Origin of the sequence: Shewanella sp. FDAARGOS_354, from assembly GCF_002209245.2 — a bacterium.
In the GTDB taxonomy this organism is placed as follows: domain Bacteria; phylum Pseudomonadota; class Gammaproteobacteria; order Enterobacterales; family Shewanellaceae; genus Shewanella; species Shewanella xiamenensis.
Genome location: NZ_CP022089.2, coordinates 3,527,547 through 3,542,055 on the forward strand (window position 1 = coordinate 3,527,547; position 14,509 = coordinate 3,542,055).

A 14,509-nucleotide genomic window follows, 5' to 3' on the forward strand; every position below is an offset into this window, starting at 1 on the left:
TACATCAAGGAGGCATTATGTCAGCTAAGCATGCTGCAGATGAAAACCCCATCTCACAGATCATCCGTTCCACCCGGGAACGCCTGCATGGAACACTACAATATTTCTGCCTGTTCGCCATTCTAAGTACCTATCTCTTTGTCATTTTGAAACCGAGCTTCATTCAAAATAACAAAGCGTTAGGAGGAAAATAATCGATGAATCCCCTCTCTTACGTTTCATTGGCAATTTATTTTATTGCCATGCTCGCTATTGGTTTGTTCGCCTACCGTAAGTCGACCGATGATGTCTCTGGCTACATTTTGGGTGGCCGCCAAGTGAGCCCACAAGTCACGGCTCTCTCGGCCGGCGCCTCGGATATGAGTGGCTGGATGCTGATGGGCCTACCCGGCGCTATGTTTCTGGTGGGGTTTGAAACCCTGTATATCGCCCTCGGATTATTAATTGGTGCTCTAATCAATTATCTGGTGGTCGCCCCTAAATTGCGGGTCTACACCGAGGTCGCCGATAACGCGCTGACGATTCCTGAGTTCTTCGCTAAACGCTTTGGTCAGGCCGATAACAGCATTCGCATTATTGCCGCCGCCATCATAGTGATCTTTTTCACCCTCTATACCTCGGCGGGATTAGTCGCGGGCGGCAAGTTGTTCGAATCCGCCTTTGGGCTGAACTACGACATAGGCCTAGTCGTCACCTTAGCCGTCGTGGTGTCGTACACTCTGCTGGGGGGATTTTTAGCCGTTAGCCTCACCGACTTTGTGCAGGGCTGCATTATGTTTGTCGCCTTGGTCTTAGTGCCTTTCGTGGCATATCAAGAATTTACCAGCGCAGATCGCATGATGAACTTTGCCTATCAGTCGATCCCGCATTTTACTGACGCGATGCAAAATGTGACTCTGCTTGGCTTAATTTCTAGCCTCTCGTGGGGACTTGGGTATTTCGGCCAGCCGCATATTATTGTGCGTTTTATGGCGATCCGCTCGGTCGCCGACATTAAAACCGCACGCCGCATCGGCATCAGTTGGATGACAGTGACCATTATCGGTGCCTTAGCGACGGGCTTGGTCGGTATCGCCTACGCCAATAAATTTGGCATGAAGCTTTCGGATCCAGAAACCATCTTTATCGTGTTTTCAGAGCTACTATTTCATCCCTTAATCAGCGGCTTCCTACTGGCAGCGATTCTCGCGGCCATTATGAGCACGATTTCATCGCAGTTATTAGTCTCGTCGAGTTCGCTGACCGAAGATATTTATCGCACCCTGTCGAAGAAACAAGCGAGCGAGCAAGAGATGGTCAAAATGGGTCGTTACGGGGTCGCTGGTGTTGCCATTGTCGCAACGCTGCTGGCGCTTGACCGCTCGAACAGTATCCTCTCCCTCGTGAGTAATGCGTGGGCAGGCTTTGGTGCCGCATTTGGTCCACTGGTGCTGTTTAGTTTGTATAAAGCCAATCTCACCCATAAAGCGGCGATTGCGGGGATTATTTCGGGCGCGCTCACGGTACTCTTTTGGATTTATGCCCCCGTGCTTGCCGATGGTAAGGCATTGAGTAGCTTAGTGTATGAGATGATCCCTGGCTTTGTTGTCAGCAGCACTGTGATTTATCTGGTGAGCAAATTCGATAACGATCCTTGTCCTAAAACCACTAAGCAATTCCATCAGGCTGGTCGTGTACTGGCCGAGGAAAGCTAAGGAGGCGTTATGACAGACTCTCCCCGTAAACGTATTGTCGTCAAAGTGGGGAGCGCCTTAATCGCGCCCCACAAGCAAGGTTGCAGTAGCCATTATCTCTTGGGTATCGCCCAGTTTATTACTTACTGCCGTGTCCAAGGTATCCAAGTGGTACTGGTTTCATCCGGCTCGGTTGCCGCTGGTTGGCATCATTTTGAGGGCCAAGCTCAGCCGAGTGTCACGGTGAAAAAGGCCATGGCGGCCGCGGGTCAGGCGGATATGATGGCGACGTGGAATAAGCTATTTGATTTTCCCACCGCCCAACTGCTACTGACCCATGGCGACTTACGTAATCGCGAGCGTTATATCAGTATTCGAGACACAATTTTTAGCCTGCTCGACCACGGTTTAATGCCGATCATCAATGAGAATGATGCCGTGACCGCCGACAAACTTAAGGTTGGCGATAACGATAATCTCTCGGCCATGGTGGCAGCTGCGGCCGATGCCGACACCTTGATCATTTGCTCGGATGTGGATGGACTCTATGATCAAAATCCCCATGAGCATCCCAATGCCAAATTGATCAAGCAAGTGACTGAAATCAATGCAGAGATCTATGCGATGGCGGGAGGCGCCAGCAGCGATGTTGGCACCGGAGGAATGCGCACTAAGATCCAAGCCGCCGAAAAAGCCATCTCCCATGGCATTGAAACCTTTATTATCAATGGCTTTAATGCCGACTCCTTTAGCCAACTGCTAAAGGGGCAAAATCCGGGCACCCTTTTCACTCCCTATGAAAAACCGATGCAGGAGCATTTGCATTGGATGACCCACACCTCGCAAGCGCAGGGCGAAGTGATCGTCGAGGATGATTTTGACCTCGCGCTCGATCAGCACAGCGAGCAATTAACCAGCGATGATGTGGTTGAAGTCAAAGGGGATTTCTCAGTGGGCGACACTATTCTAGTGCGTAAAGGCGATGGCACTAAGTTAGCAAAAGCCAAATCTAACTACAGCAGTTGCCTACTGAGTTTTATTACCGAGCAGGATGATCAGGCGTTTGCCAGTGAATTCCAGCAAAAAACCGGCCCCATCATTTCCGATAAGAATATCGCCATTCTTAAATCCATTTGAGTGGAGAAACTATGAGCCTAATTAAACAAATATCTGCCGATGCCGCCCATGCGGCCCGCACACTCGCCCAACTCGATGAGTCGTTAAAAAACACCGTATTACTGGATATGGCGCGCTCATTAAGGGAAAAAACCTATGAAATCCAAAGCGCGAACCTGATTGACGTGCACCGAGCGACTCAGGATAACTTAAGCCCTGCAATGGTCGATCGCCTCACGCTGAACCAGCATCGTATCGAGACGATGGCGCAAGGAATCGAAACCATCGCCGCCCTGCCCGATCCCGTTGGGCGCGAGCGTTTTATTGGTAAACGACCTAACGGCTTATCTATCAGTAAGATGCGTGTGCCACTCGGCGTGGTGTGTATGATTTATGAGGCGCGCCCAAATGTCACCGCCGATGCTGGCGCATTGTGCTTTAAATCCGGCAATGCGGTGATCCTGCGTGGCGGTAAAGAAGCACTGCACACCAGCCAAGTGATCGCCAGCATTTTACAGGCGGTACTGACCGCCTATGGTTTGCCTAAAGCACTTATCAGCGTAATCCCCGATCCTGACCGCGCCCTAATGCTCGAACTGATGCAGCAGCGGGAATTTATCGATGTGATCATCCCTCGAGGTGGCGAAGGACTGATTAATTACGTCACTGAAAACAGTAGCATTCCGGTTATTCAGCACTTTAAGGGCGTGTGCCATTTATATGTGGATAAGGACGCCAATCAAGATATCGCCTTAGATTTGCTGCTTAATGGTAAAACCCAACGCACAGGCGTATGCAACGCCCTCGAGGGCTTGTTAGTGCATAAGGATATCGCGCCGCGATTCTTGCCCCGCGTCGCCAAAGCACTGACAGAACATCAAGTTAAAATCAATGCATGTCCTCAGTCCGCCGCGTATTTCGACGCCTGCACTTATATGGCAGAAGAAGATTTTGGCCAAGAATACTTAGACTTAGAAATCGCCATTCGCCAAGTCGACAGCTTTGAGGTTGCCACCCAACATATCGCTAAGTTTGGCAGCCACCATACCGAGGTGATTTGCACCGACAATGAACTCACCGCCGCCCGCTTTCAACGCGCAGTGGATGCCTCTGTCGTTATGGTGAATGCCTCATCACGTTTTTCCGATGGCAGTGAACTCGGCCTCGGCGCCGAAATCGGCATAGCCACCACTAAGCTACATGCCTACGGCCCCATGGGACTCGAAGCCTTAACCACTGAAAAATACCTAGTTTCAGGCACTGGACAGATTAGAGCTTAGCGATTACTAGCAGTCCAGCTAATGATTAAGCACTGGCATTCCAGTGACTCGCCGACTTTGGTTGGACAAGAAGTCATCCCTATAGGCTCGACGGCGGCATCTGCTGCACATGGAAGTGCAAATGCCGCGATCACATGGTCAATGATGTTCCAGACATCATAGTGACATTTCCCATATCCCTATGGATCAGATGTGAAAGAGCGGCCATGTAGCCAACGGTGCTTGTATGCCAGCGCTGAATCATCGATCTCTGCGTACAATCTAGCGATAAATATCTGATTAAACTTTTAAAGATGGGTGCAAGTCTCAGAGTGTGAGACGGATAACCAAACCATAATTCTATAAAAAATAGGTTGAATCATCCTAAAATGACTAAGCACTGGCATTCCAGTGACACGCCATTAACTCGTCCCTGAGGGCTCGACGGCGGCATCCATGCCGCCAACGGTCACTTACATGCCAGTGCTTAATCTCGTTAATTCCGGTGTATTTTTGTAGCTTACGATTTTTTACATTAACACCAAAAATTTATAAGTAGGTGACTCTAAAATGACTTAGGAGTATAGATCAACACTTCTTTCTATTTATCAAAAGACACCGCTAGCTCAACCCAGTTTTTATAATCTGACTTATTGGCTTTGAGACTCATAAGACTTATTTGATACAACTTATTTGCTCTTACAGTTAGGTTAGGAGATGAAGATGAATATAATGCACCTTCCAAATTGTCTATAAATTTATCTTTTTCTCTCTGGTTCCAAGGAGAACACACCTTATTCATAATAGATAAAATCATATCAAGGCTTTGTTGAAGATCAACCAGAGAATCGGCTCGTTTCTCTCTTGGAAAAAAAACTTGATCACTGCTTTTATAAAACATGGGGAAAATATCCATTCGATAAGTTAATTTTCCAATAGATTGACCAAAGCTAGCCTCTTTATTAATTGCTTCCATCCATTCGTCATATAGTGAGTAATGTTTATCTCTTAATACAAATAAAATTAACAATAAATAAGGATTCAGCGTTTTTTGAGCATTGCTTAGCACTGATAAAAACTTATCGACCAACTGCTCTGTTTCCCTTAGCGAAAGCCTAAATCTATCCGCCACAATAGAAACCACATTAGTAAAGTCATCTAATTCAGCTAGGCTAGGTACAAATTCCTTCCACTTAGGATTATAAGTGACTTTATTTTCAGTAATATGGCTTACAAATTCATAGCGAGAAAGCTCGGTTAACGAGTAGCGCCGCCTAAAGAACCGACCTAAATAGGTTTGAGCATCAAAGCCATCACCATAAACTGCTTTCACCGCATGCTGTAGTTGTTCAGTATCAGTCGCCACAATAAAGGCAATATTATCTAATTCAAAGAAGTGCTTAACCACTTCCAACATTTCTACGGCATAACTAGGTCGACAGCGATCGAGTTCATCAATAAAGATAAAAGCAGGCATTTTTAAAGCACCTTGCTTATGTGCAATGACTGCCGTAATTAACGCTTTAATTTCATTTCGCAAATAGTTGACTGACTGCAATTTATCGTTGTGGTCTTTTACTAAGCATTGTGCAACTGCGGCGGCAGATTCACTTAAAGTATCAGAAATGAATTTGTCATCACTTTTTGGCTCACCTTCAACTTTAATATCATCTAAATTCAAACCAACAGTCTTTTTCACCAATCCTTTGAGTAAAGCAGGCGCAGCTCTGAAGGATCCCCTCATAAATCAGCCATAGCATAGCCATATTTGAGCAACTGATTGGCGAATAATACCCAGGCCGCCAGCAATTCTTTCTCCGTGATTTGATAATCAGGCCGCCTGAGCACCTCCAATCCCAAGCGAATCGTTGAGAGTACCGTTCGATGCCCAATGGTATTGGCCTGAAAATGCTTATCCCAGCCCTGTTGCTGTGCGTGTAAACCAACTAGCCACAACAGGCATTGAACCATCAACGCTATCAGTAGGATGATGTCGAATCGCTCTGGACTGTTGGTACGACTTTGGCGTAAGCCAAAGCCGTATGCCGGGCTTTTGAGGTCACGAAAGGTTTCCTCTATTTGCATACGTTTGGCGTACAGGTTTACCAGCTGCTTTGGGCTCCGAGATTCTGGTGGTAAATTGCTGGCTAACACCCAAGGCTCTTTCGCCGATGTTGAGTACGTTTTTGCCGATGGATGGTGGCAATTAGTCCTCGTTGAACGCTGATTTGTACGCCCCTTAGGTTTGCTACGATAAAGCGTGAGATGGCAATTGATAGGGTTAGTTTTGGTCAAGGTCTTACAACCCAGGCTCTTCGCTTGACCGTTGGCCAAGTCATGTGTACTGCGAACTGCACGCCAATTTTCAGCGCCAATATCTGCAAATTGAACTGTACCGCGAATACGGCTTAGCCAAAACCAACCATGCGCCTCAACCTCTTTGTACCAAGGCACTTTGAACCCCGCGTCAGTCACGATGAGAGGGGTAACATGCAAAGGTAAAATCTTGGCTAAGTCCGCTAAAAAACCGTTGTGGGAGGCCTTAGAGCATTGTTCTGATAGGGGATAGGACTTCTCATACAGGGTAATAGAGCGGCCATTGAAGGCTATTGAGGCGCGCAGAGCCATGATGCGTTTATGCTCTCGGATGTCTGACCAATCGACGAGCACAATCGGCATAGGGTTACCAGAACAGATGAGGCTGGCATGCCATTGGTAGACAGCTAACCGTTCTTGATGCAGATGCGTGTTGCCGAGCAAACGATCAATGCGCTTGATGTTGTGCTTGGTTCGGGCCGTGGTTGGTAAATTTCGACCTAACTCAGTCAAGGTCAGTGTCTTACATTCAATCAGTGCCTTAGAGGCCAGCATCAAGCTGTTTAATCGTTTTAGGTGAAGTTCTGGGCAGTATTGGTGTAAAGAATGTTGTAGGATATTGGCTTCGCGCATCTTGTTGTCCAAGTGTAGTTTTTAGCGAAACCATTTGATCATGCAACAAGATGCGCTTCCACTCTAATTTGATGATTTATTTGTAAATCATCAGGGGATTCTTCAGGGCGCAGCTGCTTTGATAAATCGGGCTGATTTTTCAGTAATATTTGACAGAATTTCATTTTCAGCAGGCAATTGCTCACTTAAAGCATTTATCAAAGATGAAATAACGGTAAGCATAGGATCGTCAGAGTAATCCTGCTTCCATGCATCAATGTAAACAACAGGGTGCGTATCTTTAATACTTTCCATCCAGCGATTAATAAAGTAGGTTTTACCAGACCCCCACTTTGCATTTAGGTTTAAAACATAGCCGCCATCGATGGCATTAACTGCCAAATAATTGTGTAAAAAAGAAGCGTATCTAGCGCGATCTAATGTATCCCTTGGAAATAGTTCCATTCCTTCTGCGCAAAACACAGGCTCTTTCCAGTTAAACTCTACAATATCATCAGACATAAAATCCCTTTTTATTAATTAGTTACTCATACCTCAGAATAAAGCCGTTATGTGTGCACTATCAACTCAATGAGCAATACAGACATCTGAGTTCGCTGAGTTAAACATTCTCGCGACAGTGACCATTGGCGACATAGCCGCTCATTCACATCCATGTGATCGCGGCATTCGCACATCCATATGCTGCAGACGCCGCCGTCGAGCCCTCAGGGACGACTTCTTATAAAATAAAAGGGCGACGTGTCACTGAAGTGAGAGTACTTAATAGCAGCCATTTACTAAACCCTATGCAAAACTTCGCGGCATAGTTTACTCCACCCCATCACACTGCGATTTACCCGCTTGATAACAGCTGGGTTGCCGTGGGCAGACGGCACCGCGGGAGCAGATAAGCCGGGCATCATTTTTAATACCGCGTTCAATCCAGTTGATATTCAATATTTTAGCCACGCTGACGAGATCGCTTTTAATATGCTTGGGAATCGCGACTGATCCGCCGCCAGAGACGCAGGCGGCTTTTAAATCATGGGCGATAGAGAGTGCATCCTTACCTTGAGCCTCAATGGCCGGATTTAAATCGATACCGGCACAGAGCACATGGGGGTTGCCCGCCGAGTCTTCGACCTTAATCGACTCGCAGCAGTAAATCCGTGGTTCATTACCCACATTTAAAATCGAAATTTGCGCCGATGTCCCAACTGAAGGTTCACTGATCATTCTAAACACCGCCCAATGCTGGCAAGGGTCTTCCACCAGCCGCATATTGCCCCAAGGCAGGGGAATGCCATTACCACGGTAAACGGCCTTGAGTTTGCCCGGCGCATAGGCATCAAAATAATGCCAATGGGGATAAGGCGATACCACAGTCATCCGTCGCATGGCGACCGAGGCCGACACTTGCAGCTGTTTATGCACCTCAATTTCGTAACCGTGACGGTCGAGTAATTGTCGATACGGCACCTTAGGGCATAACAGGGCTCCGGCAAAAAAGCTGGATTCGAAGTCGCGCCACGCATGCAAAATATCCTGCGCGTTCAGGGTATTAGATTGCATCGTGACTTCTTCATCCATCTCCAGTTTTCGGCCGGAGATCATCACATTCTTAAGCCCATCTTTGTTGTGCAATACGCAATGACCGATATGGGCGGCGAGATCGTACTTCAGCCGACTGGGGCGATTTTTAAGGACTTTATTGATGTAAATCGTGCTGGGCGGCTCGAAGAAAGAGGTCACTAACTGATGGGAGCTTACGCCACGCTCGTCGATCACTTCCTGGGGCGTACTATCTATCCATTTGATTTTTAAGCCTACGCCCTTGGCGATATCCAACATCTCCTCGAGGGATAAGGGCATACGTTTTAACCCAACCTCTTCGGCGGCACGTTCAAGATCGGGGAAATGGTTTTGATGGTGCTCCTGATGGGCGCGAATTAATAAGTGGGCGAATTGCCGACCCGAGATCCCAGTCTGGGATAGCATTTCAGGGATGGCTATTTGCAAAATATCATTTGAAAACAAAAAGCTGGGTTCGAGCGCCATGCCACTGATCCCGCCACGGCGGCCCTTGTCCGGCGTGATGGCACTCTCCTCGGGCACGTCGTCTAAAAACCAGTCAACGTCCTTTTGAAATACAGTGGCAATCACGGCCAACATTTCGGCACTGGGTACGCGTTTGCCGCGTTCGATCATCGACAAATATGACACAGAGGGCGCACTGCCCGCATCGACGCGGATGCAACGTGCTGATAAATCTTCCATGGTTAAATTGTTACGTTTCCGTAGGTTACGTATTTTTGTCCCAAGGAAGTGTGATTTTCTCATCAAGCTCTGGTCATTGCGCATTTTGTAAAATTCACATTGTAAAATTTTTATTGTGAAATTGTAGTCAAAAAAAGACTAGACTACAAATTAAGCAATCGAGGAAGGGTTATCCACCTAGCACTGCTTAACGATTAACGCTGTTGGACAAGCTAAAGTGAAATCAAGGCCCTAATTTTTAAATTGGAAAGTGTAGAGGAACTAGCGATGAATATGTCAATTATCAAGAGCAACCAGATCCAATCGAATCTTAACAGCTTCATCGCCGAAGAAGTGCTTGCCGTCGCCCAAGTGAACGTGGCCGAACATGAAAAACCTGCCCAGGCGAAGCAGTTCCTCGACCGTCATTTCCCGCTGGATGCGGGTTCGCACCAAGATGTGATCAGCTATGTGGTTTATTACCAACACCTGCTGGCATTTTTTGCCGACGGCAGCCACAGCGGATTACGCCAAGCAAAGCAGTTTGTTGCCTTCAACGGCACTAAAGATGCACCGAGCGCCATAGTGTTACAGGACCAAGGCTGCCATGTAGAGTTGTGTTTCGACCGCACTGGCATGATAGGCGCGCGGGATTTAGCGAATTTGGAAGATGTGCAAATTGAAACCCCAATGGCACAAGCGACTGAGCCAAAGGACACTCGCAACGCCACATCGCGCCATTGGTTAAGCCTGTTACATGCGGGAATGCCAAGCGCCAACGATATTCAAGACAAGTTATTTACCGCTAAAGACGGTGGTGACTACAGCCTGCAAAGCATTGTTAATCTTTAATTTAATCCTACAGTTGGAGGAGATGAAACCATAGGTGAATCTCCTCAGCTTTCCTTTATGATCATTCCATCGGCCCAACAATCAGTAAAACTGACTCTCAAAATAAATTAAATTGATTTTATTGAAGATTAATTCCATCGCTATAATACCCGCTTTTATCAGCGTCTCAGTTCTAACCTCGTTGCCATATAAAACCGCGCTCCAGTAGTTAGAACCAAACACTCAGTCGCAAACCTAAGGCGTTATGAATTTTTCATCGATAGTCTCGCAACTTAAGCAACCTCATCGCCTTGTGTTTATCTGCGCCGCGCTACTGTGTCTCGCGCCTGTTATCTCATCCCCTATGGCACTTGTGCTCGGTTTTACCTTAGCCAGCCTAGGTTGGGTGCCAAACGACTGGAATATCGCCGCCCTCACCAAAAAATTACTGTCCTATTCGATTATCGGCTTAGGCTTTGGCATTAACTTCAACGCCGCGATTGAGGCCAGCAGCCATAACCTCGGATTAATTGTCGGCTCGATTATTTTTACGCTGATCTTGGGCTTTATGGTGACTCGCGCTTTAAAGTTTGACCCGATCACAGGCCACTTAATCGCCTCAGGCACCGCTATTTGTGGCGGTAGCGCTATTGCCGCCGTATCGCCCGCCATTAATGCCAAACCAGACCAAACCGCTACCGCATTAGCCTGTGTATTTGTACTCAACTCGGTGGCTTTGTTTTTATTCCCCGCCCTCGGGCATTTGCTCAATATGAGCCAATACGATTTTGGCGTGTGGAGTGCCATCGCGATTCACGACACTTCCTCAGTCGTCGGCGCGGCCTCTGCCTATGGTGATGAAGCACTTAAAACCGCCACGACCATTAAACTGGCGCGCGCACTATGGATTATCCCTATCGCCCTTGTCAGTGCGCTGATCTTTGGCGGCGATAAACGTAAGCTTAACCTACCGTATTTTATCGGATTTTACTGTTTAGCCATCGCAATCGCCCATTGGTTACCGCAGTTTCAGCCGCTCTACGACACGCTGTTTATTGTGTCGAAACGTACCTTGGTTCTGTGTCTGTTCTTGATTGGTGCGGGGATTACGGTGCAAAAAATGCGGGCAAGCGGCCCTAAGCCTTTGCTGCTGGGCGTGATCCTGTGGACGGCAATTGGGGTAACGTCTTTAGGTTATATTCTGTATTTTCAATAGATTGGATTTGAGTCTAACGACTCTGATTGACGCGCTAACGCGGGAAGCTTTATTCGGCGTTGGGTTTAATCCGCCAAGCCAACCCCAGTACGCCTAAAAAGGCGGAAAACTCAATCAGCGAGCGGAGTAATCCTGTGGTTTGCGTGGATGCAACGAGGGCAATCAGGGAAAACACGATAATCAGCCAGTTTTTCAATTGCATCTTCCTGCAAACTTAGGGGATGCTCATTATTGTTTAGAACTAAAAAGCCAGCCAATATCGATTTTCAATAACAAATAGCTATAAAAACTAAGCCTGAGAGTTTAGCTTAAGCGGCTTTATGGGCGCTATCGGACTCGTTTGCCGCCAGTTCTTGGTTATGTTCTTGAATAAAATCCTCCATAAACCAAGCACAAAAGGTGTGGCGACCATCTACGTCGGCCTTGCCATAAATGGTCGACGCCTGTTGGCGCACGGTTTTCTCTTTTGTCTGCCTCACTTCGGCAATTTCTTTAAAACTCAGCCCCTTAAGCAATAAAAACGCGACTTGCTGCTCGCTCTTGGTAAAACCCCAAGTATCAAACTGGTTTGATACGGCTTGGCTGTATTCCTGTCTGGCGGAGCGCATTTGGGTCGACATATTGTCGATTTTCTTATCGGCGTACTCGAGGCGTTTTGCTAAGGCTTTAACCTCGCGCGAGCGGCGCATTAAATCGTAACTGAGGTAGATGGCCCCGACAGCGGTGAGCACTAAGAGTATGGCTTCCTGCACTAAATGCCATTGCGGAATGCCTAATTGAATGTCGGAACTAATGTCAAAAAGCTTAAAGCACATGATGAGTGCCAGCAGACCAATAATGACAATATCCTTCATCTAAAACTCCTAAATAAAAGCAAAATCAATCAATTATTTTATGGGGCATATGTACCATAGGCGGGTTTATGATACAGGTCCCCGACGACTTTCACCCGTCAATCCCTACACTGACAGCATTGTTTAATACCACAGAATCATCTCATGTCTGTCAGTTCGTCTTGTATCAAGTTATGTCTGTTGACCAGCTTAGTCGGCAGTAGTTTCCCGTGTCTTGCGGCGGAAGCCGAACTTTCCCAAGCGCTTTCGAGCAGCCAAGCTAGGTTGACTCATCTCACTTCGTCGAATACCCAATCGGCAAATTTATCCAGCTCGACCTGGCTCACTGGCCTGCCGAGCATTAGCTTAAGTCACCTCGGGAGTTTGGATAATAGTAACAGCTACGAGCAGGAACTCTCAGTCAATTTGCCATTTAAATCGCCCGCGCTACACAACAGCGATAAGCAAATAAAACAACTCGCCGAGCGAATTCATCAACAACAAACAGCGCTGCAAGGCTTGTATCTCTCGGGATTATTAAGGCAGAGCTTGTGGGAATACCGCCAGAGCGAAGTCAAACTGTCGCAGCTTGAGCGCAAACAGCAGTTGCTCGATAAACTCCATCGCCAGCAAAAACAACTGACCGATGCGGGGGAACTGCCACTGGCCAACACTCTGCTACTGGAGCGGGAAAGTGTCGATATCGCCTTAAGCCGCGCCGACATTCTGCAGCAACAAGCCCAATCTTTAGCCCTGTATCAACAGCTGACGGGTCAAGACCGAATGCCGAGCGCGATAGAAGAAACTGACCGCCCGCTTGGCAAGGGCGCCGAGACCTTAGCCCAACATCCCCTATGGCAATTGCTAAAGCTGCAACAACAGCAACACCTGCTGCTGATCCAAACTCAGCAAGCGGGTGAGCGCGATCCTTGGACCGTCTCACTCACAGCAAAAAATACCGCGGATACGGGCGTGGATGATCAGCAGTTAGGCATAGCCGTGTCAGTGCCCTTAACCTTGGGCTCGGCGCTGTCCCAGAGCGATTTGTCCCAATGGCAACAAGCGAATACCGAGCAAAGTCTCAATCTTGACCGCAGCGCCCTCGAGCTTAAAAACCAATGGGATCAATTAGTCCGCCAGCAAACTAACCTCGTCGAGCAACAGCGCCTACTCACCCAAGCGCTCGCCCTCAGTCGCACCATTACCGAGGAACTCGCCAAGGTAAAAGATCAAGATCAGGTGAGTTATGAAGTCTGGCTACGCCGCTATATGGAGGCGCTCGACACCGAATCCCGCTTGGCGCTCAACCGCGTCAGTTTACAACAACTGCATTCCCAACAACTCCAAGCCTTAGGAATTTCATTATGATGGCCAAGTACGGCGCATGCCTTCTCTGTTTATCCACGAGTGTTGTAGGTTTGGCACAGGCCGAAAGCTTAGCCATTAGCGCCTTAGGTAATCTCGACCTCAATTACACCCAACCCCAAAGAGTCGCCAGTTATGAGGGCAGCCCACTGCCGGCGCAGGTTGAAATCCTCCCCGGCAATGATTACTGGATCAGCACGCCCGAGAATATCCAGCAGGTGCACTTTCTCGTCGGCCAAGGCCAGCGCGTCAGTAAAGGCCAAGCGATAGTTAAACTCACAGGGCCAGAAGTGTTCCACTACCTCGCCCAAGTCGAGGCCGCGGCTACCCTGTATCAACTCGCCAAGAGTCGTTATGAGCGCAACAAACCTTTGCTCGCCAATGGCAGCATAAGCGCCGAAAAATGGCGTGAGATCAGTCAGGACTATTTCACGACTCACCTCGAATACGAGCATATGCAGCACTTTATGGAGCGCGTCCACAGCACGGATGCGGCTACCGACTCCTTAGTGGTCGCCGCGCCCGTTGACGGTATCGTTAAACTCAATGCCATCAGCGGCCCTTATATGGCGGGGGATCAGCTATTTTCACTGGTGCCCAATAACAGCATCCGCGTCAAAGTGAATGTGCCGACGGGCCAGTCCCACTCCCTGTCGGCCATCAATATTAATCAATGCCATATCGCGATTGAGTCACTGTCGGCGATTGCCGAAGGCGCCTTTGTCACGGCTTGGTCATCGTCGGTGCCACAGGAATGTAACCTGTTGTTAGGTCAGCAAATGACTGTGGTTCCCGAGTATCAAAAAGCCGTGTATTTGCTCCCCAAAAACAGTGTGTTTAGTTGGGAGCAAGACAGCCAAGTGTTCACTCTGTCCGATAACCAGCTCAATGCGCTAACGGTCGATATCTTAGGCTCAACTCCGGAGCAATATATTGTCGCCAGCGATCAAGACTTGAGTCAGCTGCAAGTCCTATCCCAGTCGGTTGCCGCGGTGAAAGGCATCATGCTCGGTTTAGGAGGCGAATAAG

At 48.0% G+C, this 14,509-nt stretch carries 14 protein-coding genes; 8 read left to right on the forward strand and 6 right to left on the reverse strand.

Annotated features, from left to right (window positions below):
* Positions 1-17: 17 nt before the first annotated feature.
* From CEQ32_RS22985 to CEQ32_RS15775, 4 genes are read left to right on the forward strand one after another with little or no spacing between them, the layout of a single operon-like run.
* A complete protein-coding gene (locus CEQ32_RS22985) occupies positions 18-194 on the forward strand; it encodes a hypothetical protein (protein WP_023266152.1) in 177 nt (58 codons plus the stop codon).
* A 3-nt stretch (positions 195-197) separates the two neighbouring features.
* Positions 198-1,694 carry a sodium/proline symporter PutP gene (gene putP / locus CEQ32_RS15765; RefSeq protein ID WP_088586406.1) on the forward strand — a complete coding sequence of 499 codons (1,497 nt, stop codon included), beginning with the start codon at positions 198-200 and terminating at the stop codon, positions 1,692-1,694.
* A gap of 9 nt (positions 1,695-1,703) precedes the next feature.
* Positions 1,704-2,810, forward strand: coding sequence for a glutamate 5-kinase (gene proB, locus CEQ32_RS15770; RefSeq protein ID WP_088586407.1), 1,107 nt, complete (start codon positions 1,704-1,706; stop codon positions 2,808-2,810).
* 11 nt (positions 2,811-2,821) lie between these two features.
* Complete coding sequence (locus tag CEQ32_RS15775) at positions 2,822-4,069, forward strand: glutamate-5-semialdehyde dehydrogenase (protein WP_088586408.1); 1,248 nt, start codon at positions 2,822-2,824, stop codon at positions 4,067-4,069.
* A 580-nt stretch (positions 4,070-4,649) separates the two neighbouring features.
* Here CEQ32_RS15775 and CEQ32_RS15780 read toward each other — a convergent pair.
* The 4 genes from CEQ32_RS15780 to CEQ32_RS15795 form a co-directional block, all read right to left on the reverse strand.
* On the reverse strand, positions 4,650-5,792 hold the full coding sequence (locus CEQ32_RS15780) for a P-loop NTPase fold protein (RefSeq protein WP_055647513.1): 1,143 nt from the start codon (positions 5,790-5,792) through the stop codon (positions 4,650-4,652).
* On the reverse strand, positions 5,789-6,997 hold the full coding sequence (locus tag CEQ32_RS15785) for an IS4-like element IS10A family transposase (RefSeq protein ID WP_001206290.1): 1,209 nt from the start codon (positions 6,995-6,997) through the stop codon (positions 5,789-5,791). Before CEQ32_RS15785 ends, CEQ32_RS15780 begins: the two co-directional genes overlap by 4 nt.
* A 102-nt stretch (positions 6,998-7,099) precedes the next feature.
* The gene (locus tag CEQ32_RS15790) at positions 7,100-7,498 is read right to left on the reverse strand and encodes a P-loop NTPase fold protein (protein ID WP_055647182.1); all 399 of its coding nucleotides are present in this window, start codon (positions 7,496-7,498) and stop codon (positions 7,100-7,102) included.
* 309 nt (positions 7,499-7,807) lie between these two features.
* On the reverse strand, positions 7,808-9,340 hold the full coding sequence (locus CEQ32_RS15795) for a DUF3612 domain-containing protein (RefSeq protein WP_055647183.1): 1,533 nt from the start codon (positions 9,338-9,340) through the stop codon (positions 7,808-7,810).
* 183 nt (positions 9,341-9,523) lie between these two features.
* Between CEQ32_RS15795 and CEQ32_RS15800 the strand changes: the two genes are divergently transcribed.
* The gene (locus CEQ32_RS15800; RefSeq protein ID WP_088586409.1) at positions 9,524-10,087 is read left to right on the forward strand and encodes a malate synthase; all 564 of its coding nucleotides are present in this window, start codon (positions 9,524-9,526) and stop codon (positions 10,085-10,087) included.
* Positions 10,088-10,331: 244 nt separating this feature from the next.
* Positions 10,332-11,282, forward strand: coding sequence for a YeiH family protein (locus tag CEQ32_RS15805; protein ID WP_088586410.1), 951 nt, complete (start codon positions 10,332-10,334; stop codon positions 11,280-11,282).
* A gap of 49 nt (positions 11,283-11,331) precedes the next feature.
* Here CEQ32_RS15805 and CEQ32_RS15810 read toward each other — a convergent pair whose 3' ends face one another.
* Positions 11,332-11,478 (reverse strand): hypothetical protein, encoded by a 147-nt coding sequence (locus CEQ32_RS15810; protein WP_086024028.1) that lies wholly within the window; start codon positions 11,476-11,478, stop codon positions 11,332-11,334.
* Between the two features lie 112 nt (positions 11,479-11,590).
* The gene (locus CEQ32_RS15815) at positions 11,591-12,136 is read right to left on the reverse strand and encodes a helix-turn-helix transcriptional regulator (RefSeq protein WP_037428372.1); all 546 of its coding nucleotides are present in this window, start codon (positions 12,134-12,136) and stop codon (positions 11,591-11,593) included.
* 144 nt (positions 12,137-12,280) lie between these two features.
* On the opposite strand from CEQ32_RS15815, the gene CEQ32_RS15820 reads away from it, so the two are divergent.
* Together CEQ32_RS15820 and CEQ32_RS15825 are read left to right on the forward strand one after the other, a co-directional pair.
* Complete coding sequence (locus tag CEQ32_RS15820) at positions 12,281-13,483, forward strand: metal transporter (protein WP_088586411.1); 1,203 nt, start codon at positions 12,281-12,283, stop codon at positions 13,481-13,483.
* On the forward strand, positions 13,480-14,508 hold the full coding sequence (locus tag CEQ32_RS15825) for a membrane fusion-like protein (RefSeq protein WP_088586412.1): 1,029 nt from the start codon (positions 13,480-13,482) through the stop codon (positions 14,506-14,508). Before CEQ32_RS15820 ends, CEQ32_RS15825 begins: the two co-directional genes overlap by 4 nt.
* Position 14,509: the final 1 nt, after the last annotated feature.

Coding starts and splice junctions, on each gene's coding strand:
- CEQ32_RS15815 (WP_037428372.1), bottom strand. CDS start 12,136: ATGAAGGATATTGTCATTATTGGTCTGCTGGCACTCATCATGTGCTTT.
- CEQ32_RS15795 (WP_055647183.1), bottom strand. CDS start 9,340: ATGCGCAATGACCAGAGCTTGATGAGAAAATCACACTTCCTTGGGACA.
- CEQ32_RS15805 (WP_088586410.1), top strand. CDS start 10,332: ATGAATTTTTCATCGATAGTCTCGCAACTTAAGCAACCTCATCGCCTT.
- CEQ32_RS22985 (WP_023266152.1), top strand. CDS start 18: ATGTCAGCTAAGCATGCTGCAGATGAAAACCCCATCTCACAGATCATC.
- CEQ32_RS15820 (WP_088586411.1), top strand. CDS start 12,281: ATGTCTGTCAGTTCGTCTTGTATCAAGTTATGTCTGTTGACCAGCTTA.
- putP (WP_088586406.1), top strand. CDS start 198: ATGAATCCCCTCTCTTACGTTTCATTGGCAATTTATTTTATTGCCATG.
- CEQ32_RS15800 (WP_088586409.1), top strand. CDS start 9,524: ATGAATATGTCAATTATCAAGAGCAACCAGATCCAATCGAATCTTAAC.
- CEQ32_RS15825 (WP_088586412.1), top strand. CDS start 13,480: ATGATGGCCAAGTACGGCGCATGCCTTCTCTGTTTATCCACGAGTGTT.
- CEQ32_RS15775 (WP_088586408.1), top strand. CDS start 2,822: ATGAGCCTAATTAAACAAATATCTGCCGATGCCGCCCATGCGGCCCGC.
- CEQ32_RS15785 (WP_001206290.1), bottom strand. CDS start 6,997: ATGCGCGAAGCCAATATCCTACAACATTCTTTACACCAATACTGCCCA.
- CEQ32_RS15780 (WP_055647513.1), bottom strand. CDS start 5,792: ATGAGGGGATCCTTCAGAGCTGCGCCTGCTTTACTCAAAGGATTGGTG.
- proB (WP_088586407.1), top strand. CDS start 1,704: ATGACAGACTCTCCCCGTAAACGTATTGTCGTCAAAGTGGGGAGCGCC.
- CEQ32_RS15790 (WP_055647182.1), bottom strand. CDS start 7,498: ATGTCTGATGATATTGTAGAGTTTAACTGGAAAGAGCCTGTGTTTTGC.